Raw genomic sequence first — 24,915 nt, forward strand, 5'->3', positions numbered from 1 at the left:
CAGAGTATCGCGCGACGCTGACGGGCCATGGGCCATTGGTGGGAACGCAACATCGTCGAGCCCGGCAAGCTGCCACTGCTCCTCGCGCTGGCCTCGTTCATCCTCTCGTTCGTGATCACGCGCACCATCACCCGGCTGATCAGGGCGGGCAAGGGCCCGTTCCACGACGTCTCCTCCGACGGGACGCACATCCACCATGTGGTGCCCGGCGTCGTGCTGATCGTCATCGGCGGCTTCGGCGCGGTCGGGAGCGGACGGCACGGGGTGGGCGCGGCGGTCTCGGCGGTGCTCTTCGGGGTGGGCGCGGGCCTGGTGCTGGACGAGTTCGCGCTGATTCTCCATCTGCACGACGTCTACTGGTCCGAGCAGGGCAGACAGAGCGTCGAGGTCGTCGTGGTCACCGCGGCCCTGGTCGCCCTCGTGCTCAGCGGCTTCCTGCCGTTCGGGGTGAACGAGGTGTCGGACGCCGAGCGCGGCGACCGCGGGGCGGTGGTCGCGGAGGTCTCCGTCAACTTCGGCTTCGCCCTGCTGGCCCTCGTCAAGGGCAAGCTGCGGGTCGCGGTGATCGGGGTGCTGGTGCCGCTGGTGGCGATCGTCGGCGCCGTACGGCTGGCGCGCCCCGGATCGCCGTGGGCGCGCCGCGTCTACCGCCACCGGCCGCGCGCCCTGGCGCGGGCCCGCCGCCGGGCCGCCCGCCACGACGCGCGCTGGAACAGGCTGCGGCGCAGGCTCCAGGACTGGATCGGCGGCTTCTCCGAACCGTCCTGAGCGTCTGTCAGTCCTTTTCGGGCTCGCGCTCGGGCAGTTCCCCCGCGAGCGCCGCGGCCGCCTGGACCAGCGGCAGCGCCAGCAGGGCCCCCGCGCCCTCGCCCACGGTGACGCCGTGGTCCATCAGCGGGGTGAGCGCGATCCGGTCGAGCGCCTTCTCCTGCGCCGGTTCGCCGCTCGCCTGGCCCGCCAGCCACCAGTCCGGCGCACGGAACGCCACCCGCTGGGCAACCAGGGCACAGGCCGCCGAGACGACGCCGTCCAGGATCACGGGAGTGCGGCGCACCGCGCTCTGGAGCAGAAAGCCGGTGATCGCGGTGAGGTCCGCGCCGCCGACCGTGGCCAGCAGCTGAAGCTGGTCGCCGAGGACCGGGCGGGCCCGGCGCAGCCCGTCACGGATCGCCGCGCACTTGCGCATCCACGCCAGATCGTCGATCCCGGCCCCGCCGCGCCCGGTCACCACGGACGCGTCCGTGCCGCACAGCGCGGCGGTGAGCGTGGCCGCGGCGGTGGTGCCGCCCACGCTGAGGTCGCCGAGGACCACCAGGTCCGTCCCCGCGTCGGCCTCCTCGTCGGCGATGGCCATGCCCGTACGGAACGCCTGCTCGGCCTCCTCGGCGGTCAGCGCGTCCTCGATGTCGAGCCGCCCCGAACCCCGGCGCACCCGGTGCCGGGTGACCTCCGCGGGCAGCTCGGCGGGGTCGCAGTCCAGTGCCATGTCGACGACGCGGACGGGTACGCCGAACCGGCGGGCGAGCACGGCGACGCTGCTCTCGCCGTCGATCACGGCCCGGACGAGCCGGTGGGCGCTTCCCGCGGGGCGGGCGGAGACGCCGAGCTCCGCGATGCCGTGGTCGCCCGCGAACAGCACCACCCGGGGCCGCTCGATGGGCTTGACGGGCACCTGCTGCTGAGCGGCGGCCAGCCACTCACCCAGCTCGTCCAGCCGCCCGAGCGCCCCGGGCGGCGGCACCAGCCGCTCCCGCCGCTCCTCGGCGTCACGTCGTATGCCCCCGTCGGGGCGCTCGATCAGGTCGACGAAGTCATCGAGATTCAGGCCGCTGCTCACGGCGTGAACCCTACCGGCCATGCGCTGTTGGGGCCCACGCCCCACGAAGAGCCCACCCCGGGCCCCAGCGGCTCGGCCGCCTGCCCACCGCCGAGCCGAGGCGAGCGGGTTCTGTCCCCTGCCCCGCCCCTTCCCGAATCCGGGGGATACCCCCGGCCCCCCGGCGGCTCGGCCGCCTGCCCAGCGGTAGCTGGGGCCCTTTTGAGGAGCGGAAATCGGGGGCGCGGCCGACCGGGGGCCGGGCGGTGGTGCCCCACCTCCAGCCCCTCCGGCGTTTGAGGAGCGGGGGTTTGGGGGCGGAGCCCCCAAGCGGGGGGCCGGGGCGGAGCCCCGGTTTCGGGGAGGGGCGGGGTGGGGGAAGGGCCCCCGCCTCAGCCGCGGAGCGGGAGGGGCTGGCCCGCCACCACCAGCAGCACCTGCTCGCACTCGCCCGCGAACGCCGCGTTCAGCCGCCCCAGTTCGTCCCGGAAGCGGCGCCCCGCCGCCGTCGCGGGGACCACCCCGGCGCCGACCTCGTTGCTGACCGCCACCACCGTCCGCTCCGTCGACCGCACGGCAGCGACGAGGGCGGCGACCCGTTCGTGGAGGGCGCGTTCACCGCCGTGGGACCACTTCTCGTCATCCCAGGCGCCGACCGAGTCCATCGCGTCGGTGAGCCACAGCGCCAGACAGTCGATCAGCAGCGGCGCGCCGCCCTCCGCGAGCAGCGGCACCAGGTCGCAGGTCTCGGCGGTACGCCACGAGCCGGGCCGCCGGTCGCGGTGGGCGGCGATGCGGGCGGCCCACTCCCGGTCGCCGTCGCGGGTGCCGCCGGTGGCCACGTACAGCACGTCGGGGAAGGCGGCCAGCCGCCGTTCCGCTTCGAGGGACTTGCCGGAGCGCGCCCCGCCCAGCACCAGGGTGCGCCGCGGCAGGTCCGGCACCTCGTGGTACTCGCCGACGTTCAGCGTGCTGCCGTCCGGGACGGTCCGCGCGCCCGCCGTGGCGAGGCGGCGGTGCAACTCGGCGCCGGGGGGCACGGTGTGGTCGATGTGGACGGCCACGACATCGGTGGTGGCCCCCACGGCGCCGGACGACCGGAGCCGGGCCAGCGCGTCCGGGCGGCCGAGTACGTCGAGCACCACCATGTCGTACGGCTCGGCGTGCCCGGGCCCGGACGGCCCGGACAGCCCGGACGGGGCGCCGCCCGGCGGCAGATACAGCAGGCGGGTGCCGTCGGGCCCGGTCACCTCGTACCCCGTACCGGGCGAGTCCAGGGCGACCGCCCGCACCCGGTGCCCGCTGATCAGGGACAGTTCGCGCCCGTCCGGGACCCGCCCCGGCGCCGGGAGCCCGGCCGGGAACTCGACGGCGGGGCCCGCGTGCGGATGAGACAGCAGCACCTGCCGCACCCCGACCAGCGAGTATCCGGCCCGCGCCGCCGCGAAGGCGGCGCCGGGGGTGAGGTCGAGGAGCAGCGCGCTGTCGATCAGAAGTGCCGTCGCCGCCCGCGCCTCGTCGCCGACGGCGGTCGCGCAGGCCGCGCAGGGACAGCCGTGGCGCGGCAGTCCGTCGGGGGCCCCGGTGCCCAGAAGAGTGAGTTCCACGCCCCGATCGTCTCGCGTCCCCGCGGGGCGGGCGCGCCGGGTCACCCTCCGCGGAGACGTACCGATCTGTTCGGAGCCGTACGGAGTGATCAGTCGCCTAGGCTGCGGGCAGACATCACGTGTGGACCGGTGGGATGGAGGAGGCGAACATGGCCTGGACGTGGCGGTTCGAGAAGTCCGACGGGACGGAGACGGCGCCCGCGGTGCAGCCCGAGGAGTTCCCGACCCAGGGGGACGCGGAGTCGTGGATCGGTGAGGAGTGGAAGGCGCTCCTGGAGGGCGGGGCGGAACAGGTCACGCTCTTCGAGGACGGGTCGAAGATCTACGGCCCGATGAGCCTGCAGGCGGAGTAGCCGACCACAGGGAGCGGGGGCGGTGGCGGCGCCGGGAGGGCGCCGCCCATCCGTCGGCCTCAGCCGCGCACCCCGCACAGGTGCAGCAGCGCCGCCACCGAGCGGTAGGGGTCGGTGCGCCCGGCCCGCTCCTCGGCGGCCAGCAGCCGGTCCCACTCGGGGGACGGCGGGGGCTCAGCGGCGTCGGGGGCCTGGTCGGTGAAGACCCGCACCCCGTACCAGGCGTGCAGGGGCGCCCCGATCGCGGTGAGCGTGGTGGTCAGCTCCTCGCGCCGGTCGGCGCGCACCTGGAGCCCGAGGCGATTGGTGTACGTCGGGGAGTCGAACGAGCTGAGCGCGGTGCTCCAGTCACCGGCCAGCCCCGGCCGCATCGCGAGCGCGTCGGCGTTGCGCACCAGGAGCGAGAGCAGTCCGCCGGGGGCGAGGACCCGGGCCAGCCCGGCGAGCAGCGGGTCCGGTTCGGCCACGTACATCAGCACCCCGTGGCACAGCACCACGTCGAAGGCGCCGGGCAGGAAGTGCGCCCCGGTGTCGCGGCCGTCGCCCTCCAGCAGCCGCACCCGCTGCCGGATGCCCTCGGGCTCGTCGGCCAGGGCGGTACGGGCCGCCTCCAGCATCGCCGGATCGGATTCGAGCCCTGTCACCTCATGGCCCGCGCGGGCTAATCGCAGTGCCTGGGTGCCCTGGCCGGGGCCGACGTCGAGGACCTTCAGGCGCTGGTCGAACCGGAACCGCGAGGTGATCTGCTCATCGAGCTGATGGGCGACCAGGGCCTGCCGGACCGTGTTCCGTAACCCCCCGAGGCCACCGAGCCAGCCGGCCGCCCCTCCGGCGAAGCCGGAGGTCCCGCTCAGGGCCGCTCTCCGCGCTTGACCTGCGGCTTGGGCAGGCGCAGCCGGCGCATCTGGAGGGTGCGCATGAGGGCGTACGCGATGGCGCCCTTGGTGTTCCCGTCGGGGAACTTCTGGCGCAGCTGCCGCTTGAGCTGGAAGGCGATCACGAACGAGTTCAAAACGATCAGCACGATGACGACCATCCACAGCAGCAGCACATAGCTCTGCATGGCACCGGCCTGGATCATGCTGAGCACCATGATCAGCACGGCGAGCGGCAGGAAGAACTCGGCGATGACGAATCGCGAGTCCACGAAGTCACGGGCGAACCGGCGCACCGGACCCTTGTCGCGGGCCGGGAGGTAGCGCTCGTCACCCCCCGCCAGGGCTTCGCGCTGACGCGCCAGGTCGGAGCGCCGGGCCTCCCGCTGCCGCTTGGCGGCGTCCTTGCGGTTGGTCGGCGTATTCGCCAGGCTGCGGCGCTGCGACTGCGACGCGCTGCGCTTGGGTGTGGGGCGGCCCTTGGGCGCCTGAGGGTCACGGGGCTGCTGCGGCTGGCCCGCGGTCACCTTGGCGGTGGCGGCCTGCTCATCCTTGGAACGGCTTCGGAACACAAAGCCCAAGGGTACGGGTTGCCGGGTGTGGGCCCCAGCGTCAGGGGGAAAGATCCGGCAACCGCTTTCCGCGGTGAGCCGCGGTGAAGCCGCGGCGAATCACGGCCAACCGGACAAGCCGGGCGGGGCGGGCGGGGGTGCCGGAGTGGTCGCGCTCCTCCCTGCGCCGGAGGCGCCCGGACCGCGATCGTTCTGGAGGAGGAGCGCGGGACGGACGGAACAGTGCGGTAATGGAAGCAGGGCCCGTAGGCTGGGTCTGTTGGGTGTGCCGGTGTCACAAGTCCGTCAGAAGGGGGCGCGCGAGGCCCATGAGCGGTGTCATGAAGCGTATGGGGATGATCTTCCGCGCGAAGGCCAACAAGGCCCTGGACCGGGCCGAGGACCCGCGCGAGACCCTGGACTACTCGTACCAGAAGCAGCTGGAGCTGCTGCAGAAGGTGCGGCGCGGGGTGGCCGACGTGGCCACTTCCCGCAAGCGCCTGGAGCTGCAGCTGAACCAGTTGCAGGGCCAGTCCGCCAAGCTGGAGGAGCAGGGCCGCAAGGCGCTCGCGCTCGGCCGGGAGGACCTGGCGCGCGAAGCGCTGTCCCGCCGTGCCGCGCTGCAGCAGCAGGTCACCGACCTGGAGACGCAGCACCAGACGCTGCAGGGCGAGGAGGAGAAGCTCACCCTGGCCGCGCAGCGGCTGCAGGCCAAGGTCGACGCGTTCCGCACCCGCAAGGAGACCATCAAGGCCACCTACACCGCGGCCCAGGCGCAGACCCGGATCGGCGAGGCGTTCTCCGGCATCTCCGAGGAGATGGGCGACGTCGGCATGGCGATCCAGCGCGCCGAGGACAAGACCGCGCAGCTCCAGGCCCGCGCGGGCGCGATCGACGAGCTGCTGGCCTCCGGCGCGCTCGACGACCAGTCCGGGATGGCCAAGGACGACATCGCGGCCGAGCTGGACCGGATCTCCGGCGGCACGGATGTCGAGCTGGAGCTGCAGCGGATGAAGGCCGAGCTGTCCGGTGGTGGCTCGCAGCAGGCGATCGAGAGCGGCGGCCAGGGGCAGTCGCAGCAGTCGCAGGACCAGCACAAGTTCGACAAGCAGTAGCCGCCCCTCGCCCGGGCGTGGTCTCCGGCGTCCCAAGGAGGTCGTCATGATCGTACGGATCATGGGGGAGGGGCAGATGCGGGTGGACGACAGCCATCTGCCCGGACTCAACCAGCTGGACGACGATCTGCTCGCCGCCATCGAAGGCGGCGACCATGACGCCTTCCGGCGCACGCTCGGCGCGCTCCTCGACGCGGTGCGCTCGGCCGGCGAGCCGCTGCCCGCGGACGCGCTGGAACCATCGGGGCTGATCCTGCCCGCCCCGGAGGCGACGCTGGAGGAAGTCAAGGCGATGCTCAAGGACGACGGCCTCATCCCGGGCTGAGCACCGTGCCCGCAGACCGTGCGCCGTCCCAGGTCACAGCGGATCCCAGCGATGCCGTACGAGGCGTGGGGGCAGGACGCCGCCGAAGCGGCCGGGCGTGGCGTTTACCGTTGGATCCCGTGACTCCCCTCGCCGTCGGGCCTGGCCTGGCCCGTCCGCACCGCTGGCTGGCCGCCCATCCACGCGCCCTGGACACCCTGGTGGCCCTCGGCTGCCTCGCCCTGATCCTGATCGGCGCGGCGTCCAACCCGCATCTGCACGAGCACCAGCACATCGGTGTCTTCTTCGGGCTGCTGGCCACCCTCTCCTCGGCGTCGCTCGTCCTGCGCCGCGAGCTGCCGCGCGCGGTGCTGGCGTTCACCTGCGCGATCAGCGTCATCGAGATCGTCACCAACGACCAGGGGCCGCCGCGCACCTCGATCGTGTTCGGGGTCGTGGTCGCGCTCTACACCGTCGCCGCGCGCACCGACCGGTCCACCACCTGGCGGATCGGCGCCGTCACGGCCGTGCTGCTCACCGGCACCGGGATGCTGTTCGGGCTCACCCCCTGGTACGCGCAGGAGAACTGGGGCATCTTCGCCTGGACCGGGCTCGCCGCCGCCGTGGGCGACGCCGTCCGCAGCCGCCGCGCCTTCATCGCCGCGATCGAGGAGCGGGCCGAGCGGGCCGAGCGCACCCGCGAGGAGGAGGCCCGGCGCAGGGTCGCCGAGGAGCGGCTGCGGATCGCCCGCGAGCTGCACGATGTCGTCGCGCACCACATCGCGCTGGTCAACGTCCAGGCCGGGGTCGCCTCGCACGTCATGGACAACCGCCCGGACCAGGCCAAGGAGGCGCTCGCGCACGTACGCCAGGCCAGCCGCTCGGCGCTGGACGAGCTGCGCGCCACCGTCGGTCTGCTCCGGCAGTACGGCGACCCTGCCGCCCCCACCGAGCCCGCGCCGGGCCTCGGCGTCCTCGACCAGCTCGTGGACGGGTTCGTACGGGCCGGGATGCGGGTCGAGGTCGAGGCGCACCCACGGGAGGGCCTCGGGACGCTCGCCGGTTCGGTGGACCTCACCGCGTACCGGGTCGTCCAGGAGGCGCTGACCAATGTGCACAAGCACGCCGGGCCCGAGGTCAAGGCCGAGGTCCGTATCGTCCGCACGCACGGCGCGCTGGAGATCACGGTCCGGGACGACGGCGTCGGAACCCCGGCCGACGACGCCGGCGGCGGACACGGGCTGCTGGGGATGCGCGAACGGGTCGCCGCGCTGCGCGGCACCTGTGAGGCGGGACCCCGCCCCGAGGGCGGCTTCCAGGTACGGGCGACACTTCCCCTGCAGACCCGCAGGGGAGGGGAGTCATGACGATCAAGGTGTTGCTCGCCGACGACCAGACGCTGCTGCGCAGCGCGTTCCGGATACTGGTCGATTCGGAGCCCGACATGGAGGTGGTGGGGGAGGCGTCGGACGGCGCCGAGGCGGTCGAGATCGTGCGGGCCAAGGGCGCCGACGTGGTGCTGATGGACATCCGCATGCCCGGCACGGACGGGCTCGCCGCCACCCGCATGATCAGCGAGGATCCGCGGCTCTCGGACGTCCGGGTGGTCATGCTGACCACCTTCGAGGTCGACGAGTACGTGGTGGACTCGCTGCGGGCCGGGGCGAGCGGCTTCCTCGGCAAGGGCGCCGAACCCGGCGAGCTGCTTTCCGCGATCCGCATCGCCGCGGCGGGCGAGGCACTGCTCTCCCCGGCCGCCACCAAGGGCCTGATCGCCCGCTTCCTGGCCCAGGGCGCCCCGGGCTCCGGCGACGCCGCGTACGACGCCTCCCGGCTGGACGCCCTCACGGGCCGCGAGCGCGAGGTCCTGGTCCAGGTCGGCGGCGGCCACTCCAACGACGAGATCGCCGGCCGCCTGGAGGTCAGCCCGCTGACCGTGAAGACGCACGTCAACCGGGCGATGGCGAAGCTGGGCGCCCGGGACCGGGCCCAGCTGGTGGTCATCGCGTACGAAACGGGCCTGGTCCGCCCGGGGGCGTGACCCCCGGGCGGAGGAGGACCTACGGGAGCGCCAGCATCCGCTCCAGCGCGGCCTTCGCGTGGGCTTCGGTCTCCGCGTCGACCTGGATGCGGTTCACGACCTTGCCCGCGACCAGCGACTCCAGGGTCCACACCAGGTGCGGCAGGTCGATCCGGTTCATGGTCGAGCAGAAGCACACCGTCTTGTCGAGGAAGACGATCTCCTTGTCCTCCGCGGCGAATCGGTTCGCCAGCCGCCGGACGAGGTTCAGCTCGGTGCCGATGGCCCACTTGCTGCCGGGCGGGGCGGCCTCGAGGGTCTTGATGATGTATTCGGTCGAGCCGACCAGGTCGGCAGCCGCGACCACCTCGTGCTTGCACTCGGGGTGCACCAGCACATTGACGCCCGGTATGCGCTCGCGGACCTCGCGCACGGACTCCAGCGAGAAGCGGCCGTGCACCGAGCAGTGGCCGCGCCACAGGATCATCTTGGCGGTGCGCAGCTGCTCGGTGGTCAGCCCGCCGCCGGGCTTGTGCGGGTTGTAGACGACGCAGTCGTCCAGCGACATGCCCATGTCCCGCACCGCGGTGTTGCGGCCCAGGTGCTGGTCGGGCAGGAACAGGACCTTCTCCCCCTGCTGGAAGGCCCAGTCCAGCGCGCGCCGGGCGTTGGAGGAGGTGCAGATCGTGCCGCCGTGGCGGCCGGTGAAGGCCTTGATGTCGGCGGAGGAGTTCATGTACGAGACGGGCACCGTCGCCTCGGCGACGCCCGCCTCGGTCAGCACGTCCCAGCATTCGGCGACCTGCTCGGCGGTGGCCATGTCGGCCATCGAACAGCCCGCCGCCAGGTCGGGGAGGACGACCTGCTGGGCGTCGCCGGTCAGGATGTCGGCGGATTCCGCCATGAAGTGCACACCGCAGAAGACGATGTACTCGGCGTCCGGCCGGGCCGCCGCGTCACGGGCGAGCTTGAAGGAGTCACCGGTGACATCGGCGAATTCGATGACCTCGTCGCGCTGGTAGTGGTGGCCGAGCACGAAGACCTTGTCACCGAGCTTCTCCTTGGCCGCCCGGGCGCGGGCCACCAGGTCCGGGTCGGAGGGCGCGGGGAGGTCGCCGGGGCACTCCACGCCGCGCTCGCTCCTGGGGTCGGCGTCACGGCCGAGGAGCAGCAGCGCGAGCGGGGTCGGCTGGACGTCGAGGGGTTGGGCGGTGGTCACAACACGCACCCTTCTTTCTTCACTCGGAACCCTAATCGTCAATTTGACGCTATCTATCATAGCTCCTTCACGTCATATTGACGATGGACATCGCGTCGATGTGACGCATTACGGTCCACCGGTCCTGTGTGCGAGCATGAAGAGCCAGGAACATGCGCTGGGCCCGGAATGAATCCGGGGTGCCGTTGGTTGGTTCCGACGGCAAGCAGTCCGTACGACCCGGGAGAGAAGCAGATGACCGTTCAGGACGAGACCACCGCGAGCGAGGGCATCATCCTGTCCGACGCCGCCGCGTCGAAGGTCAAGAGCCTGCTGGAGCAGGAGGGCCGCGACGACCTCGCGCTGCGCGTCGCCGTCCAGCCCGGTGGCTGCTCCGGCCTGCGCTACCAGCTCTTCTTCGACGAGCGCTCGCTCGACGGAGACGTCGTCAAGGACTTCGGCGGCGTCAAGGTCGTGACCGACCGGATGAGCGCCCCGTACCTGGGCGGTGCCTCGATCGACTTCGTCGACACCATCGAGAAGCAGGGCTTCACGATCGACAACCCGAACGCCACGGGCTCCTGCGCCTGCGGCGACTCCTTCAGCTAGGCCCGAGCACGGCACACGGAGGCGGCGGGTCCATCCGGACCCGCCGCCTCCGGCGTGTGTGCGGGGTGCCTACTTCTTCCGGGCTTACTTCTTCTGGGCCGGGACCTTCTCGCCGGTGGCCTTGTCCACGACCTGACGGCCGTCCAGCGGCTTGTCGAGCGTGACCTTCTTCGTCATCTCCTTGGCCATGAGGATGCACGCCTGGCCCGGATGCTTCGGCTTGCCCTCGATCTCAACCGTCACCCGCTTCGGCGTCTCGTCGGCGGAGACCGAGTAGGTGTCGCACACCCCGCCCCAGAAGCGCAGCGTCAGGGTCTTCCCGTTCGCGCTGTACGAGGTGATGTCGTCGGTCCTGGAGCCGCGCCCCGGGGTGCCCGGCTCGCTGTGCTTGCGGCCCTGGCCCGGGGCGTCGCGGGTGTCCGCCTTCTTCTTGATGAACTCCGGCTTCACGGCCGGGTAGGGGAGGGTCGCCTCGACGCCGTTGGCCCCGGTCGGTTCCGTCTTGAAGATCCACGACGGCACCAGCGCCCGCCGCCCCTCCACGGAGTGCGCGGCCAGCCCGAAGGTCACCGACTTCACGGTCACCTTGCCGGAGTCGCCCGCGCCGCTCCTGGGGGCCGTGGCGTTGAGCTTCTTCAGCGCCTGCTCCGCGCTGATCAGCGGATAGCTGTCGCCCTCCTTCGGCGCCGACAGCGCGCCGTTCCCGCCGGTCAGCCGGCCGTCCGCGCCCACCTGGAGACTGGTCGTCCAGCCCTGGGTGGGCAGCTTGTCCAGCACCGGGTCCGCGTTCACCATGCGCACGGCGCCGTAGCGGCCGCTCGCGTCGAGCTTCGCCTCCGTCAGCCCGAGCGCCTTCAGCACCGGCTCGGCGGCGCGCTCGGCCTTCTCCTCGGACACGGCCTTGTCGGCCTTGTCAGCCTCGTCGGCCTTGTCGGTCTTCTTGTCGCCCTCGCGGTAGGTCGGGCAGCGCTCGTCGGCGGTTTTCGGCCCCGCGCCCGGCGGGTGTACGCAGGTGTCGCCGCCCGGCGTACCGAAGCGGGAGTACGACCAGCTGCCCGGCCCCTTCTGGCTCACCCGCAGCACCGGGCCCCGGCCGTCCTTCGCGCCGCCGACCTTCCAGTTGCCGTGGTCGTCGCGGGGGCTGCCGGAGACGTCCAGGGCCTTCGCCAGCCGCGCCACGTCGGCCTTGGCGACCTTGGCGTCGGTCCGGTAGACGGGCGCCTCATCGGGTCCGTCCGGCAGCTTTCCGTCGACCACATAGCGGCCGCCGCCGTGCGGATCGGGCTCGCCGACTGCGATCCCCTCGTGCCCCGCCGGGGCGGCGTACGCGTCCAGTGCGAGGGGCTGGGGGGACCCGTCCGCCGAGCCCGGGCCCCGGGCGCCGCCGTTCGCCGCGGTCGAGGCCCAGTAGGCGCCGCCGCCACCGGCGACCAGCACCGCGGCCGCCACCGATACGACGGCCAGCCGGGAACGCCGACGCGGCCGCGGATGGTCGTCCTCGGGGGTCTGCGGGGTGTCGGTCTCCTCGGTGCTCACCGTTTCACTCCTTCGGCTCCGCTCACGTTGTCCGGTTTTGCCCTCGCGAGGGGGTTGCCGATGTGACGGGGTGAAGGGGCGGCTGGTTCCTTCCGTTCTTTCCGCCGCTTTCGGCCGCGGTGCTCAGCCGCCGCTCTCAGTCGCCGTAGTCGGACATCCCGCCGACCAGATCGGCGGACGCGGCGGGGACCGTGATCCCGCGGATGCGCGACGGGGACACGCGCGCGGCGGGAGGCGATACGGTGACCACCGGGACCGCCCAGTGCGGCGCCATCCGCGCCCCGTAGCCGCGCAGTTCGGCCAGGGAGTCGGGCTCGATCGCCCCGGCGGCGGTCTGGGCGGGGGTGACGTGCTGCGGCATGGGGCCTCCCGGTCGAAAGGGGCCCGCACGGGCGCGCGCCCCGTCATCTCCGCACCGTATGCCCTACTACCGGGTAGTTCCTCCCGTTCGTAAGCGGCCGGGGAAGCCGATAGCGTGAAGCGTCCGATTTCGCCGCCGCCCCGAAACAGGAGCAGCTCTCGTGCGTATCGCCGTCACCGGCTCCATCGCCACCGACCATCTGATGACCTTCCCCGGACGCTTCGCCGATCAGCTGGTCGCCGACCAGCTGCACACGGTCTCCCTCTCCTTCCTGGTCGACACCCTCGAAGTCCGCCGGGGCGGGGTCGCCCCGAACATCTGCTTCGGCATGGGGACGCTCGGGCTGCGCCCGATCCTGGTCGGCGCGGCCGGCGAGGACTTCGCCGAATACCGTGCCTGGCTGGACCGGCACGGCGTGGACACCCAGTCCGTCCGGATCTCCGGGACGCAGCACACCGCGCGCTTCGTCTGCACCACGGACGACGACCACAACCAGATCGCCTCTTTCTACACCGGCGCGATGAGCGAGGCCCGCCAGATCGAGCTGCAGCCGGTCGCCGACCGGGTCGGCGGTCTCGACCTGGTGCTCATCGGCGCGGACGACCCGGAGGCGATGGTCCGCCACACCGAGGAGTGCCGCTCGCGCGGCATCCCGTTCGCCGCCGACCCCTCGCAGCAGCTCGCCCGCATGGACGGCGAGGACATCCGGGTGCTGGTGGGCGGCGCGAAGTACCTCTTCACCAACGAGTACGAGGCCGCGCTGATCGAGACCAAGACCGGCTGGACCTCGGAGCAGATCCTCTCCAAGGTCGGCACCCGGATCACCACGCTGGGCGCCCAGGGTGTCCGGATAGAGCGCGAGGGCGAGGAGCCGATCGTCGTCGGCTGCGCGGAGGAGGAGCAGAAGGCCGACCCGACGGGCGTCGGCGACGCCTTCCGCGCGGGCTTCCTCTCCGGCCTGTCCTGGGACCTCCCGCTGGAGCGCGCCGCCCAGGTGGGCTGCATGCTCGCGACGCTCGTCATCGAGACGGTCGGCACGCAGGAGTACGAGCTGCGCCGCGGCCACTTCATGGAGCGCTTCGCCAAGGCCTACGGCCACGAGGCGGCGGCCGAGATCAGCGACCACCTGGCCTGACGGGCACGGCACGGCACGCGGGCGGCGGGGCCGGGGGAACGTTCCTCCGGTCCCGCCGCCACGTGCGTCTCACGTACGGCGCCGCACCCGGTACGCCGTGCCGCGCTCGGCGGGGCGCTCGCCCTCGTACGTCTGCCCCCGCATCTCGCACCACGCCGGAATGTCCAGCCGCGCCGCCTCGTCGTCGGACAGCACCGTCACCACCCCGCCCACCGGCACCTCGCCGATGACCTTGGCCAGTTCGATCACCGGGATCGGGCACCGCTTGCCCAGCGAGTCCACGACGAGACCGGCGGCGGGCTCAGCGGCCGGGGCGGCGCCGCCCGGCGCCGGGGCGCCCAGGCGCTCGCGCACCCCGGCCACCACCCCCGGCAGCACCTCCAGGAACCGGTCCACATCCGTCCCCGAGGCGCCGCGCGGGAGCGAGACCCGGATGTTGCCCTCGGACAGCACCCCCATGGCCCGCAGCACATGGCTGGGGACCAGCGTGCTCGACGTGCACGACGAACCGGACGACACCGAGAACTCCGCGCGGTCCAGCTCGTGCAGCAGCGCCTCCCCGTCGACATAGAGACACGAGAAGGTGACCAGATGCGGCAGCCGCCGCTCCGGATCGCCGACCACCTCCACGTCCGGCACCAACTCCGGCACCCGGGCCCGGACGCGGTCCACCAGCCCCCGCAGCCGCTCCGCCTCCTCGGCGGCCTCGGCCCGTACGGCGCGCAGCGAGGCGGCGGCCGCGACGATGGCCGGAAGGTTCTCGAAGCCCGGGGCGCGGCCGGACTCCCGCTCGTCCACCGGGGCCGGACGGAACCGCGTGCCCTTGCGCACCGCGAGGAGCCCGACCCCCGGCGGGCCGCCCCACTTGTGGGCGCTCGCCGTGAGCAGCGACCACCGGCCCTCCACCGGGCCCCAGCCCAGCGACTGGGCCGCGTCCACCAGCAGCGGCACGCCGTCCGCCGCGCAGGCCTCCGCCGCCGCGTCCACCGGCTGCACCGTGCCGACCTCGTGGTTGGCCGACTGCAGACAGGCCAGCGCGACACCGTCGGGGGCCTCGCGCAGGGCCGCCGCGTACGCGTCCGGCGCGACCCGGCCCGTACGGTCCACCGGGACCTCGGTGACCGCGCCCCCGGACGCCTCGTGCGCCGCCGCGGCCTGGAACACCGCGGAGTGCTCCACGGCCGAGACGATCAGACGCCGCCCGGCCCGGCGGCGCCCGGCGAGCGCCCCGGCGATGCCGTCGTGCAGGGCGCGGGTCCCCGAAGGGGTGAAGGACAGCTCGTCCGGGCGGCAGCCGACGGCCTCGGCGGCCGTCTCCCGCGCGGCGTCCAGCAGCAGCCGGGCGCGCCGCCCCTCGCGATGGAGCCGGGCCGGGTCGGCCCACCCCTCGTCGAGGGCGGCGAGCAGCGCCTGCCGGGCCACGGGATGCAGCGGTGCGGACGAGGCCGCGTCGAAATAGGGCACGTGAAGAACGCTAGCCGCTGCGCCCGCCGCACGGCTCAGGAGAAAGCCCGCGAAGAAAAACGAGCCATAAGGACGCGATAGGGGATGCGCACATGACACGCACGGGCGTACGGCGTGCCGACGCGAGGCATCACACGAACGGGGCGGTGCCCGCACCACCTGTACCCCGGCCGCCCTCCGGTCACACCCCGCGCCGCCCCCGGGCCCGGAAAAGGCTGGCGGAGCAGGTCATTCCGCTGGAATTCCGGGGTGTTCCGGCGGTGATGCCACCCCTTCGGGGAGGGGTCCGGCGCGTTGGGCACCCTCCCCGCGCAGCGCCAAATGGCGTCCAGTAGGGTTTGGTCCGCATAAACATCCAAACCCCTGCCCGCACCGGGCCGGCGACCGACCAGATGACGGCCGCGGCCGACCGCGCGGGCGAGACTCTCGGGAAGGCGCTACGTGAGTCCCAACGGCTCCGACCGCTCGTCGCGGCGCCCGGTGCGGCGGAAGCTGCTGCAGGCGCTTGCCGCGGGCGCGGTCCTGGCGACCGCCACCGGTTGCACATCCAAGGACTTCCCCCGCCTCGGAATGCCCACTCCCGCCACGGAGGAGGCGCCGCGGATCCTCTCCCTGTGGCAGGGCTCGTGGGCGGCCGCACTCGCCGTGGGCGTGCTGGTCTGGGGCCTGATCCTGTGGGCGGTGATGTTCCACCGCCGGACCAGGACCAAGATCGACGTCCCGGTGCAGACCCGGTACAACATGCCCCTCGAGGCGCTGTACACCGTGGTCCCGATCATCATCGTCTCGGTGTTGTTCTACTTCACCGCGCGCGATGAGAACGCACTCCTCAAGACCTCCAAGAAGCCCGACCACGTAGTCAACGTCGTTGGCTACCAGTGGAGCTGGGGCTTCAACTACATGGAGAACGTGGACGGGAACCCGGCCAGCCCCAAGGCGACCCCCAAGGAGGTGTCGTCCATCCCGAACAAGATGCTCGACACGGTCCCCAAGGGCGCCGAGGGCGTCTACGACACCGGCACCCCCGGCGAGCGGAATCCGCAGAACGGCAACCCGGGTCCGACCCTGTGGCTGCCCAAGGGTGAGTCCGTCGAATTCATCCTGACCTCCCGCGATGTCATCCACTCGTTCTGGGTGGTCCCCTTCCTGATGAAGATGGACGTCATCCCGGGCCATGCCAACCGGTTCGAGGTCACCCCGAACCGCGAGGGCACCTTCAAGGGCAAGTGTGCCGAGCTGTGCGGCGTCGACCACTCCCGGATGCTCTTCAACGTCAAGGTCGTTTCCCCGGAGCGCTACCAGCAGCACCTGAAGGACCTGGCGAAGAAGGGCCAGACGGGATACATCCCGGCCGGCATCGCGCAGACGGACCCCGCCAAGAACGCGGAGACCAAGACACAGTGAGCATCCTCAACGAACCCCAGGGTGCCGACGCAACCGCCTCGTACGAGGATGAGTTGCCGGTGCGCCGCAAGCAGCCCGGCAATGTCGTCGTCAAGTGGCTGACCACCACGGACCACAAGACGATCGGCACGCTCTACCTGGTCACGTCGTTCGCGTTCTTCTGCATCGGCGGACTGATGGCGCTCTTCATGCGCGCCGAGCTGGCTCGTCCCGGCACCCAGATCATGTCGAACGAGCAGTTCAACCAGGCGTTCACCATGCATGGCACGATCATGCTGCTGATGTTCGCCACCCCGCTGTTCGCGGGCTTCACGAACTGGATCATGCCGCTGCAGATCGGCGCGCCCGATGTGGCGTTCCCGCGGCTGAACATGTTCGCGTACTGGCTGTACCTCTTCGGCTCGCTCATCGCGGTGGGCGGCTTCCTGACCCCGCAGGGCGCGGCCGACTTCGGCTGGTTCGCGTACTCGCCGCTGTCGGACGCGGTCCGCTCGCCGGGCGTCGGCGCCGACATGTGGATCATGGGTCTGGCCTTCTCCGGCTTCGGCACGATCCTCGGTGCGGTCAACTTCATCACCACGATCATCTGCATGCGCGCTCCGGGCATGACCATGTTCCGCATGCCGATCTTCACCTGGAACGTGCTGCTGACCGCCGTGCTGGTCCTGCTGGCCTTCCCGGTGCTGGCCGCCGCGCTGTTCGCCCTGGAGGCGGATCGTAAATTCGGGGCGCATGTCTTCGACGCGGCCAACGGCGGGGCGTTGTTGTGGCAACACCTCTTCTGGTTCTTCGGACACCCAGAGGTGTACATCATCGCGCTGCCGTTCTTCGGGATCATTTCCGAGGTCATCCCGGTCTTCTCGCGCAAGCCGATGTTCGGTTACTTCACCCTGATCGCCGCGACGATCTCCATCGCCGGTCTGTCGGTGACCGTGTGGGCGCACCACATGTACGTCACCGGTGGGGTGCTGCTGCCGTTCTTCTCCTTCATGACGTTCCTGATCGCGGTTCCGACCGGTATCAAGTTCTTCAACTGGATCGGCACGATGTGGAAGGGCTCGCTGAGCTTCGAGACCCCGATGCTCTGGGCGGTCGGCTTCCTCATCACCTTCACCTTCGGTGGTCTCACCGGCGTCATCCTGGCGTCGCCGCCGATGGACTTCCACGTCTCCGACTCGTACTTCGTGGTGGCCCACTTCCACTACGTGGTCTTCGGCACCGTGGTCTTCGCGATGTTCTCCGGCTTCCACTTCTGGTGGCCGAAGATGACCGGCAAGATGCTGGACGAGAAGCTCGGCAAGATCACCTTCTGGACGCTGTTCATCGGCTTCCACGGCACCTTCCTGGTGCAGCACTGGCTGGGCGCCGAGGGCATGCCGCGCCGGTACGCCGACTACCTGGCGGCCGACGGCTTCACCGCGCTGAACACGATCTCCACGATCAGCTCGTTCCTGCTCGGCCTGTCGATCCTGCCGTTCCTCTACAACGTCTGGAAGACCGCCAAGTACGGCAAGAAGGTCGAGGTCGACGACCCGTGGGGCTACGGCCGCTCGCTGGAGTGGGCCACCTCCTGCCCGCCGCCGCGGCACAACTTCCTCACCCTCCCGCGGATCCGTTCCGAATCCCCGGCGTTCGACCTGCACCACCCCGAGATCGCGGCGCTCGACCAGCTCGAGCACCAGGGTGCGGCCGACGACGACAAGGCCCTCGCGGGTGGTAAGGAGGCCGGCAAGTGAAGGTCCAAGGCCGGATGTTCCTCTGGCTCGCCGTCTTCATCCTGCTGATGGCGATCGTCTACGGCGTGTGGTCGAAGGAGCCCGCCGGCACCACGGCGCTGTTCCTCGCCTTCGGGCTGAGCATCATGATCGGCTTCTACCTGGCGTTCACCGCGCGCCGGGTGGATGTCGGGGCGCAGGACAACCAGGACGCCGATGTCGCCGACGACGCCGGTGAGCTGGGCTTCTTCTCCCCGCACAGCTGGCAGCCGCTGTCCCTGGCCGTCGGCGGCGCCCTGGCCTTCATGGGCGTGGTCTTCGGCTGGTGGCTGCTGTTCTTCTCGGCCCCGATCATCATGGTCGGCCTCTTCGGGTGGGTCTTCGAGTACTACCGCGGCGAGAACCAGAACCAGTAGCGGTTTCTGATCAAGGGGCCCGGCACCGCACAGGTGCCGGGCCCCCCTTTTTTGAGGCTCGGTTCGCCTCCGGGGCGCCTCGGCCGCCCTCAGCTACCGCTGGGAGGTGCCCCCGGTCGACGGTCGACGTGCTCGGTCGCTCGCGCGGCGGAGCCGCATATCGATACGAGCCCTCGCTCCCTGCGCGCGTCTCCCTTTCGACAGCGGCGCGCCCCGTCGGCTCACTCGCCTGCCGGGGCACCCCGGGCCAACAGGGGACCGTCACCCTGGTGCCTCGCTCGGCGCGCCGTCCGCCGTGGGCGTCCATAGCGTGATCGCATGAACCACACACCTCGATCTCCTCGAACCCGGGCGGTGCTCTCCAGTGCCCTGCTGGCGGCCTCGCTGATAGCGGGTCTCAGCGGATGCGGGGGCCCCTCCTCGGACCCGCTGTCCGCCAAGCCGTACGACGCCGCCGACCAGATCTCGTTCAGCGGTGAGAGCGGCGCACACAACGCCGATCCGGACCGGCCGCTCCAAGTGACCGCCAAGGGCGACGACGGCAGGATCACGGACGTCACCGCCACCGACGCGGCAGGCCGGTACGTACGGGGCGAGCTGATGCCGGACGGCAGCCGGTGGCGCTCCACCGTGCCGCTGGCGGCGGGCGCCCACTACACGCTGCGGGTGTCCACGGAGGACTCGGGCGGCGCGCCGGGCCGCCGTACGATCAACTTCACCACCAGCTCCGCCCACAAGCTGCTGAAGGTCACCTTCGGGCCGAAGGCGGGGGAGTACGGGGTGGGCCAGCCGATCACCGCCAAGCTGAGCCGCGCGGTCAAGGACCCCTCGGCCCGGGCCGTCATCGAGCGGGGCCTGAAGGTCGACTCACAGCCCGCGGTGGACGGCGTCTGGCACTGGGTGAACAGCAAGACGCTGCACTACCGCCCGGCCGAGTACTGGCCCGCACACGCCACCGTCAACGTGCGCTCCAACCTCAAGGGCATCAGGATCGGCGGCGGGCTCTACGGCGACCGGGCCAAGTCGCTGCGGATCACCACCGGTGACCGGATCGAGGCCCTGACCGACTCCGGGACCCACCAGATGACGGTGCGGCGGAACGGAGAGGTGATCCGGACCATCCCGATCACCACCGGTATGCCCGGGTTCGACACCCGTAACGGCACCAAGGTGATCCTCGCCAAGGAGTCGGCGGTGCGGATGACGGGCGCCAGCATCGGCCTGGGCGCCGGTTCCTACGACCTGATGGTCTACTGGGCGGCCCGGGTCACCGAGAGCGGTGAATACGTCCACGCCGCGCCCTGGTCGACCGGCTCGCAGGGGTACGCCAACGTCAGCCACGGCTGCACCGGCATGTCCACCGAGAACGCCCGGTGGTTCTTCAACACCGTGCACCTCGGCGACATCGTCAAGGTCATCAACAGCAACGGGGACGACATGGCCCCGTTCGGCAACGGCTACGGCGACTGGAACATGGCCTGGGCCGACTGGCGCCAGGGCAGCGCCCTCGCCGCCGGCCAGCGGGACGGCAGCACCCCGGCCGACTCGGCCCGGCTCCGCCCCATGGCGTGACCGCGTGAGACCGCACGGAGTGCGGTCAGGCACCCACCGCGAGCCGCTTGCGGAGCAGCCCGGCCAGCGCGTCCGTCAGGGCCACCGGGTCCACCGGATGCGTCACCGCGGCCTCCGCGCGGCTCCAGGTGGCCAGCCAGGCGTCCTGCGGGCGGCCGATGAGCAGCACCACCGGCGGGCACTGGAAGATCTCGTCCTTGATCTGCCGGCAGACGCCCATCCCGCCCGCGGGGACCGCCTCCCCGTCCAGGACGCACACGTCGATCCCGCCGTCCTCCAGCGCCGTCAGGACGGCGGGGAGGGTCGCGCACTCCACGAACTCCACCGGAGGCACATCGGCGGCGGGCCGGCGACCGGTCGCGAGCCGCACCTGTTCGCGGGTGTTCGCGTCGTCGCTGTAGACCAGCACCGTGGCGGTCGGCCGCATCGTTTCCTCCGCATCAGCCAAGGGGACTACCGGGCTCCTGTGGCGGATGTTACTCCCGTACAGCCTTCCGGAGGAGGGGGCGAACCGATCTCTCCCTCCTTCGAGGGACCGGCCGGAACAGCGGCGACGAGCAGCATCGATGCCCTTGACACGGCCCTGGACACTCCGAACGGCACCCCCGGGAGTGAGGGCCGGATAAGCGACCGACATAATGTCGGTCGTGGCGACAGCAACAGCAACAGATACCGGGCACGCGCACCCGTCGGTCAACCGGCCGAACCTCACCAGCGTCGGGACCATCATCTGGTTGAGTTCCGAGCTGATGTTCTTCGCGGCCCTCTTCGCGATGTACTTCACCCTGCGATCGGTGACCGGAGCCGAGCACTGGAAGGAAATGGCGTCTTCGCTGAACTTCCCGTTCTCGGCGACGAACACCACGATCCTCGTGCTCTCCTCCCTCACCTGCCAGCTCGGTGTCTTCGCCGCCGAGCGTGGCGACGTGAGGAAGCTGCGCTCCTGGTTCGTGATCACCTTCATCATGGGCGCGATCTTCATCGGCGGTCAGATCTTCGAGTACACCGAACTGGTCAAGAAGGACGGGCTCTCGCTCTCCTCCGACCCGTACGGTTCGGTGTTCTACCTGACCACCGGGTTCCACGGACTGCATGTGACGGGCGGACTCATCGCCTTCCTGCTGGTCCTGGGGAGGACGTACGCGGCCAAGAGGTTCACTCACCAGCAGGCGACGGCGGCCATCGTCGTGTCCTACTACTGGCACTTCGTCGATGTCGTCTGGATCGGCCTCTTCGCCACGATCTACATGATCAAGTAAGCCGGTCTCCGCGACCGGAAGCACGTCCTTAAAGCATCGACGCAGAAGATCCTGACACCGGGGTAATCCGTGAAAAAGCTCTCCGCACGACGGCGCCATCCGCTGGCTGCGCTCGTCGTCCTACTCTTCGCGCTGGCGGTCACTGGGGGGCTGTACGCCGCGTTCTCGCCGAGCGAGGCGAAGGCCGATGACAGCTCCGCCCAGTCCCTCGCCATCGAGGAGGGCAAAAAGCTCTATTCCGTCGGCTGCGCCAGCTGCCACGGTACGGGCGGTCAGGGGACCACCGACGGCCCGAGCCTGGTCGGCGTCGGTTCGGCCGCCGTCGACTTCCAGGTCGGTACCGGCCGGATGCCCGCCCAGCAGCCGGGCGCCCAGGTGCCGAAGAAGAAGAACATCTACTCGGACGCCGAGATCGAGCAGCTGGCCGCGTACATCTCCTCGCTCGGCGCGGGGCCGGTGACGCCCACCAAGAGCCAGTACAGCACCGACGGCGCGGATGCCGCGAAGGGCGGAGAGCTCTTCCGCACGAACTGCGCGCAGTGCCACAACTTCGCCGGCAAGGGCGGTGCTCTCACCAACGGCAAGTACGCGCCGTCCCTCGAGGGCGTGAGCAAGAAGCATCTGTACGAGGCCATGCAGACCGGCCCGCAGAACATGCCCTCCTTCCCCGACACCACGATGCCGGAGAAGAACAAGCAGGACATCATCGCGTACCTCGACACGGTCAACAGCGACAAGTCCAAGACCCCCGGTGGCCTTGAGCTCGGCGGGCTCGGCCCGGTCAGTGAGGGCCTCTTCGCCTGGGTCTTCGGCATGGGCGCGCTGATCGTCCTCACCATCTGGGTCGCCGCCCGGACCGCAAAGGCCAAGAAGTCATGAGTAGCCACGAGATTTCACAAGCAGAAGAGAAGCTGCCCGAGGAGCGGGCGGAGGGCGGCGCGACCGCGGTCGTGGAAGACCCGTTCGCCGACCCGGGGCTGCCCCCGCACGAGCACCGTCAGCAGGACATCGACGAGCGGGCCGCCAAGCGGTCCGAGCGCACCGTCGCCCTGCTCTTCACGGTCTCGATGCTGGCGACCATCGCCTTCATCGCCTCCTACGTGGCGCTGCCGGTCGACAAGTACATCTACGTCTTCCCGATCGGTCACATCAGCGCGCTGAACTTCGCGCTGGGCCTCACCCTCGGCATCGCGCTGTTCGCCATCGGCGCCGGCGCGGTCCACTGGGCCCGCACGCTGATGTCCGACGTGGAGATCGCCGACGACCGGCACGCCATCGAGGCCAGCCCCGAGGTCAAGGCCAAGGTCCTCGACGACTTCGCGGCGGGTGCCAAGGAGTCCGGCTTCGGCCGCCGCAAGCTCGCCCGCAACACCCTCTTCGGCGCGCTCGCCCTGGTGCCGCTCTCCGGCGTGGTGCTGCTGCGCGACCTCGGCCCGCTGCCGGGCACCAAGCTCCGGCACACCAAGTGGGCCAAGGGCAAGCGGCTCATGAACTACAACACCATGCAGCCGCTGCGGCCCGAGGACATCTCCGTGGGCTCCCTGACCTTCGCCATGCCCGAGGGCATGAGCGAGGACCAGCACGACTTCCAGACCGAGATCGCCAAGGCCGCCCTGATGCTGGTCCGGCTCCAGCCGGAGAACATCAAGGACAAGCGCGAGCTGGACTGGTCGCACGAGGGCATCGTCGCCTTCTCGAAGATCTGCACCCACGTCGGCTGCCCGATCAACCTGTACGAGCAGCAGACGCACCACGTCCTGTGCCCCTGCCACCAGTCGACGTTCGACCTCTCCGACGGTGGCCGAGTGATCTTCGGTCCGGCCGGTCACGCGCTGCCCCAGCTGCGGATCAAGGCCAATGACCAGGGGTACCTCGAAGCCATGGGCGACTTCTCGGAGCCCGTCGGTCCTGCTTACTGGGAGCGCGGATGAGTACTGCAACAGACACGGGCACGCAGCGGCGCGGCAAAGCGCCCGCGGGCGAGCGCGTCGCCGACTGGGCCGACGGCCGGCTGGGCATCTACAGCCTCGCCCGGGCCAACATGCGCAAGATCTTCCCGGACCACTGGTCCTTCATGCTGGGCGAGGTCGCGCTCTACAGCTTCATCATCATCATCCTCACGGGTGTGTACCTGACGCTGTTCTTCCACCCCAGCATGGAAGAGGTCGTCTACCACGGCCCGTACGTCCCGATGCAGGGCGTGCGGATGTCCGAGGCGTTCGCCTCGACGCTCGACATCAGCTTCGAGGTGCGCGGCGGTCTGCTGATCCGGCAGATCCACCACTGGGCCGCGCTGGTCTTCCTCGCCGCGATGTTCGTGCACATGATGCGCGTCTTCTTCACCGGCGCGTTCCGCAAGCCGCGTGAGATCAACTGGCTGTTCGGCTTCCTGCTGTTCTTCCTCGGCATGCTGACCGGCTTCACCGGCTACTCGCTCCCCGACGACCTGCTCTCCGGCACCGGTCTGCGGTTCATCGAGGGCGTGTTCCTGTCGATCCCGGTCGTCGGCACCTACATCTCGATGTTCGTGTTCGGCGGCGAGTTCCCGGGCATGGACCTCATCCCGAGGCTCTACCCGGTCCACGTCCTGCTGCTGCCGGGCATCATGCTCGGCCTGCTGGTGGCGCACCTGATCCTGGTCTTCTACCACAAGCACACGCAGTACCCCGGGGCCGGCAAGACCAACAAGAACGTCGTCGGCATGCCCCTGCTGCCGGTCTACATGGCCAAGGCGGGCGGCTTCTTCTTCCTGGTCTTCGGCGTCATCGCGGCCATCTCCGCGATCGCCACGATCAACCCGATCTGGACCATCGGCCCCTACCGGCCCGACCAGGTCTCCACCGGCGCCCAGCCCGACTGGTACATGGGCTTCGCCGAGGGTCTGGTCCGTGTGATGCCCGGCTGGGAGATCACCGCATGGGGTCACACGCTCGTCCTGGGCGTGTTCATCCCGATCGTGCTCTTCCCGCTGGTCCTCTTCGCGATCGGCCTCTACCCCTTCATCGAGGGCTGGATCACCGGCGACAAGCGCGAGCACCACATCCTGGACCGCCCGCGCAACGCCCCGACCCGTACGGCCTTCGGCGTCGCCTGGCTGACCGTGTACTTCGTGATGCTCGTCGGTGGCGGCAACGACCTGTGGGCCACCCACTTCCACCTGTCGATCAACTCGATCACGTGGTTCGTGCGGATCGCCTTCTTCGTCGGCCCGGTCATCGCCTTCGTCGTCACCCGCCGGATCTGCATGGGTCTCCAGCGGCGCGACAAGGAGAAGGTGCTGCACGGTCGCGAGACCGGCATCATCAAGCGCCTGCCGCACGGTGAGTTCATCGAGGTGCACGAGCCGCTCACGCAGGACCAGCTGCACGTGCTCACCCAGCACGAGCAGCCGAAGCCGTACGAGATCGGCCCCGAGGTCGACGAGAACGGTGTCCGCCGCAAGGTCGGCGCGTCGCAGAAGCTGCGGGCCAGGCTGTCCAAGAGCTACTACGGCAAGGACGCCTTCATCCCGAAGCCGACCTCCGAGGAGTACAAGGAGATCACCAGCGGCCACGGCCACCACTGATCCCTTCCGTCGTCTGACGCCACAGACCAGGGCCCCGGCC

The 24,915-nt window shown here is 70.7% G+C and carries 25 protein-coding genes; 16 read left to right on the top strand and 9 right to left on the bottom strand.

Annotated features, from left to right (window positions below; translation table 11 throughout):
• Nucleotides 1–27: 27 nt before the first annotated feature.
• Nucleotides 28–768, top strand: coding sequence for a hypothetical protein (locus ACFZCY_RS07305; protein ID WP_391170037.1), 741 nt, complete (start codon nt 28–30; stop codon nt 766–768).
• 7 nt (nt 769–775) lie between these two features.
• Here ACFZCY_RS07305 and cobT read toward each other — a convergent pair whose 3' ends face one another.
• Complete coding sequence (gene cobT / locus ACFZCY_RS07310; RefSeq protein ID WP_391170418.1) at nt 776–1,825, bottom strand: nicotinate-nucleotide--dimethylbenzimidazole phosphoribosyltransferase; 1,050 nt, start codon at nt 1,823–1,825, stop codon at nt 776–778.
• Between the two features lie 383 nt (nt 1,826–2,208).
• Nucleotides 2,209–3,423, bottom strand: coding sequence for a bifunctional adenosylcobinamide kinase/adenosylcobinamide-phosphate guanylyltransferase (locus ACFZCY_RS07315; protein ID WP_391170038.1), 1,215 nt, complete (start codon nt 3,421–3,423; stop codon nt 2,209–2,211).
• Nucleotides 3,424–3,572: 149 nt separating this feature from the next.
• Between ACFZCY_RS07315 and ACFZCY_RS07320 the strand changes: the two genes are divergently transcribed.
• Nucleotides 3,573–3,776, top strand: coding sequence for a hypothetical protein (locus tag ACFZCY_RS07320; RefSeq protein ID WP_391170039.1), 204 nt, complete (start codon nt 3,573–3,575; stop codon nt 3,774–3,776).
• A gap of 59 nt (nt 3,777–3,835) precedes the next feature.
• On the opposite strand, the gene ACFZCY_RS07325 is transcribed toward ACFZCY_RS07320, so the two are convergent.
• A complete protein-coding gene (locus tag ACFZCY_RS07325; RefSeq protein WP_391170420.1) occupies nt 3,836–4,546 on the bottom strand; it encodes a methyltransferase domain-containing protein in 711 nt (236 codons plus the stop codon).
• Nucleotides 4,547–4,626: 80 nt separating this feature from the next.
• Nucleotides 4,627–5,223, bottom strand: coding sequence for a DUF3043 domain-containing protein (locus tag ACFZCY_RS07330; protein WP_361474457.1), 597 nt, complete (start codon nt 5,221–5,223; stop codon nt 4,627–4,629).
• Nucleotides 5,224–5,531: 308 nt separating this feature from the next.
• Between ACFZCY_RS07330 and ACFZCY_RS07335 the strand changes: the two genes are divergently transcribed.
• From ACFZCY_RS07335 to ACFZCY_RS07350, 4 genes are all read left to right on the top strand, one after another.
• Entirely contained in the window at nt 5,532–6,317 is a 786-nt protein-coding gene (locus tag ACFZCY_RS07335; protein WP_391170040.1) for a PspA/IM30 family protein, read from the top strand.
• Between the two features lie 46 nt (nt 6,318–6,363).
• Nucleotides 6,364–6,642 carry a hypothetical protein gene (locus ACFZCY_RS07340; protein WP_361474463.1) on the top strand — a complete coding sequence of 93 codons (279 nt, stop codon included), beginning with the start codon at nt 6,364–6,366 and terminating at the stop codon, nt 6,640–6,642.
• A 110-nt stretch (nt 6,643–6,752) separates the two neighbouring features.
• A complete protein-coding gene (locus ACFZCY_RS07345; protein ID WP_391170041.1) occupies nt 6,753–7,988 on the top strand; it encodes a histidine kinase in 1,236 nt (411 codons plus the stop codon).
• Entirely contained in the window at nt 7,985–8,662 is a 678-nt protein-coding gene (locus tag ACFZCY_RS07350; protein ID WP_391170042.1) for a response regulator, read from the top strand. Before ACFZCY_RS07345 ends, ACFZCY_RS07350 begins: the two co-directional genes overlap by 4 nt.
• Before the next feature lie 19 nt (nt 8,663–8,681).
• Here the strand turns inward: ACFZCY_RS07350 and nadA are convergent, their stop codons facing one another.
• The gene (gene nadA / locus ACFZCY_RS07355) at nt 8,682–9,869 is read right to left on the bottom strand and encodes a quinolinate synthase NadA (RefSeq protein WP_391170043.1); all 1,188 of its coding nucleotides are present in this window, start codon (nt 9,867–9,869) and stop codon (nt 8,682–8,684) included.
• A gap of 225 nt (nt 9,870–10,094) precedes the next feature.
• Here nadA and ACFZCY_RS07360 point away from each other — a divergent pair, with 225 nt between their 5' ends.
• Nucleotides 10,095–10,448 carry an iron-sulfur cluster assembly accessory protein gene (locus tag ACFZCY_RS07360; protein WP_020871998.1) on the top strand — a complete coding sequence of 118 codons (354 nt, stop codon included), beginning with the start codon at nt 10,095–10,097 and terminating at the stop codon, nt 10,446–10,448.
• Nucleotides 10,449–10,532: 84 nt separating this feature from the next.
• On the opposite strand, the gene ACFZCY_RS07365 is transcribed toward ACFZCY_RS07360, so the two are convergent.
• Entirely contained in the window at nt 10,533–11,984 is a 1,452-nt protein-coding gene (locus ACFZCY_RS07365) for a hypothetical protein (RefSeq protein ID WP_391170044.1), read from the bottom strand.
• Between the two features lie 136 nt (nt 11,985–12,120).
• On the bottom strand, nt 12,121–12,345 hold the full coding sequence (locus ACFZCY_RS07370) for a hypothetical protein (protein ID WP_391170045.1): 225 nt from the start codon (nt 12,343–12,345) through the stop codon (nt 12,121–12,123).
• Nucleotides 12,346–12,505: 160 nt separating this feature from the next.
• On the opposite strand from ACFZCY_RS07370, the gene ACFZCY_RS07375 reads away from it, so the two are divergent.
• On the top strand, nt 12,506–13,480 hold the full coding sequence (locus tag ACFZCY_RS07375; protein ID WP_391170046.1) for a PfkB family carbohydrate kinase: 975 nt from the start codon (nt 12,506–12,508) through the stop codon (nt 13,478–13,480).
• 69 nt (nt 13,481–13,549) lie between these two features.
• Here the strand turns inward: ACFZCY_RS07375 and ACFZCY_RS07380 are convergent, their stop codons facing one another.
• Nucleotides 13,550–14,944, bottom strand: a complete 1,395-nt coding sequence (locus ACFZCY_RS07380; RefSeq protein ID WP_391170047.1) for an aminotransferase class V-fold PLP-dependent enzyme — start codon at nt 14,942–14,944, stop codon at nt 13,550–13,552.
• A gap of 441 nt (nt 14,945–15,385) precedes the next feature.
• Between ACFZCY_RS07380 and coxB the strand changes: the two genes are divergently transcribed.
• The 4 genes from coxB to ACFZCY_RS07400 all read left to right on the top strand — a co-directional run bounded on the left by coxB (nt 15,386) and on the right by ACFZCY_RS07400 (nt 20,051).
• Complete coding sequence (gene coxB / locus ACFZCY_RS07385) at nt 15,386–16,348, top strand: cytochrome c oxidase subunit II (protein WP_391170048.1); 963 nt, start codon at nt 15,386–15,388, stop codon at nt 16,346–16,348.
• A complete protein-coding gene (gene ctaD / locus ACFZCY_RS07390) occupies nt 16,345–18,084 on the top strand; it encodes a cytochrome c oxidase subunit I (RefSeq protein ID WP_391170049.1) in 1,740 nt (579 codons plus the stop codon). The genes coxB and ctaD overlap by 4 nt, the downstream gene beginning before the upstream one ends.
• Nucleotides 18,081–18,479: a cytochrome c oxidase subunit 4 gene (locus ACFZCY_RS07395; RefSeq protein WP_055556195.1), complete on the top strand. Its 399-nt coding sequence runs from the start codon at nt 18,081–18,083 to the stop codon at nt 18,477–18,479. The genes ctaD and ACFZCY_RS07395 overlap by 4 nt, the downstream gene beginning before the upstream one ends.
• A gap of 318 nt (nt 18,480–18,797) precedes the next feature.
• Complete coding sequence (locus tag ACFZCY_RS07400; RefSeq protein ID WP_391170050.1) at nt 18,798–20,051, top strand: Ig-like domain-containing protein; 1,254 nt, start codon at nt 18,798–18,800, stop codon at nt 20,049–20,051.
• A gap of 25 nt (nt 20,052–20,076) precedes the next feature.
• On the opposite strand, the gene ACFZCY_RS07405 is transcribed toward ACFZCY_RS07400, so the two are convergent.
• Complete coding sequence (locus tag ACFZCY_RS07405; protein ID WP_391170051.1) at nt 20,077–20,478, bottom strand: hypothetical protein; 402 nt, start codon at nt 20,476–20,478, stop codon at nt 20,077–20,079.
• A 211-nt stretch (nt 20,479–20,689) separates the two neighbouring features.
• Between ACFZCY_RS07405 and ACFZCY_RS07410 the strand changes: the two genes are divergently transcribed.
• The 4 genes from ACFZCY_RS07410 to ACFZCY_RS07425 all read left to right on the top strand — a co-directional run bounded on the left by ACFZCY_RS07410 (nt 20,690) and on the right by ACFZCY_RS07425 (nt 24,875).
• Nucleotides 20,690–21,310: a heme-copper oxidase subunit III gene (locus ACFZCY_RS07410; RefSeq protein ID WP_055556201.1), complete on the top strand. Its 621-nt coding sequence runs from the start codon at nt 20,690–20,692 to the stop codon at nt 21,308–21,310.
• Between the two features lie 69 nt (nt 21,311–21,379).
• Entirely contained in the window at nt 21,380–22,189 is an 810-nt protein-coding gene (locus tag ACFZCY_RS07415) for a c-type cytochrome (RefSeq protein WP_391170052.1), read from the top strand.
• Nucleotides 22,186–23,241 (top strand): Rieske 2Fe-2S domain-containing protein, encoded by a 1,056-nt coding sequence (locus ACFZCY_RS07420; protein ID WP_391170053.1) that lies wholly within the window; start codon nt 22,186–22,188, stop codon nt 23,239–23,241. The genes ACFZCY_RS07415 and ACFZCY_RS07420 overlap by 4 nt, the downstream gene beginning before the upstream one ends.
• On the top strand, nt 23,238–24,875 hold the full coding sequence (locus ACFZCY_RS07425; protein ID WP_391170054.1) for a cytochrome b N-terminal domain-containing protein: 1,638 nt from the start codon (nt 23,238–23,240) through the stop codon (nt 24,873–24,875). Before ACFZCY_RS07420 ends, ACFZCY_RS07425 begins: the two co-directional genes overlap by 4 nt.
• Nucleotides 24,876–24,915: the final 40 nt, after the last annotated feature.

Source organism: Streptomyces sp. NPDC007983 (assembly GCF_042958345.1).
GTDB lineage: Bacteria > Actinomycetota > Actinomycetes > Streptomycetales > Streptomycetaceae > Streptomyces.

Coding starts and splice junctions, on each gene's coding strand:
- ACFZCY_RS07305 (WP_391170037.1), top strand. CDS start 28: ATGGGCCATTGGTGGGAACGCAACATCGTCGAGCCCGGCAAGCTGCCA.
- ACFZCY_RS07320 (WP_391170039.1), top strand. CDS start 3,573: ATGGCCTGGACGTGGCGGTTCGAGAAGTCCGACGGGACGGAGACGGCG.
- ACFZCY_RS07335 (WP_391170040.1), top strand. CDS start 5,532: ATGAGCGGTGTCATGAAGCGTATGGGGATGATCTTCCGCGCGAAGGCC.
- ACFZCY_RS07340 (WP_361474463.1), top strand. CDS start 6,364: ATGATCGTACGGATCATGGGGGAGGGGCAGATGCGGGTGGACGACAGC.
- ACFZCY_RS07350 (WP_391170042.1), top strand. CDS start 7,985: ATGACGATCAAGGTGTTGCTCGCCGACGACCAGACGCTGCTGCGCAGC.
- ACFZCY_RS07360 (WP_020871998.1), top strand. CDS start 10,095: ATGACCGTTCAGGACGAGACCACCGCGAGCGAGGGCATCATCCTGTCC.
- ACFZCY_RS07370 (WP_391170045.1), bottom strand. CDS start 12,345: ATGCCGCAGCACGTCACCCCCGCCCAGACCGCCGCCGGGGCGATCGAG.
- ACFZCY_RS07400 (WP_391170050.1), top strand. CDS start 18,798: ATGAACCACACACCTCGATCTCCTCGAACCCGGGCGGTGCTCTCCAGT.
- ACFZCY_RS07405 (WP_391170051.1), bottom strand. CDS start 20,478: ATGCGGCCGACCGCCACGGTGCTGGTCTACAGCGACGACGCGAACACC.
- ACFZCY_RS07410 (WP_055556201.1), top strand. CDS start 20,690: ATGTCGGTCGTGGCGACAGCAACAGCAACAGATACCGGGCACGCGCAC.
- ACFZCY_RS07420 (WP_391170053.1), top strand. CDS start 22,186: ATGAGTAGCCACGAGATTTCACAAGCAGAAGAGAAGCTGCCCGAGGAG.
- ACFZCY_RS07425 (WP_391170054.1), top strand. CDS start 23,238: ATGAGTACTGCAACAGACACGGGCACGCAGCGGCGCGGCAAAGCGCCC.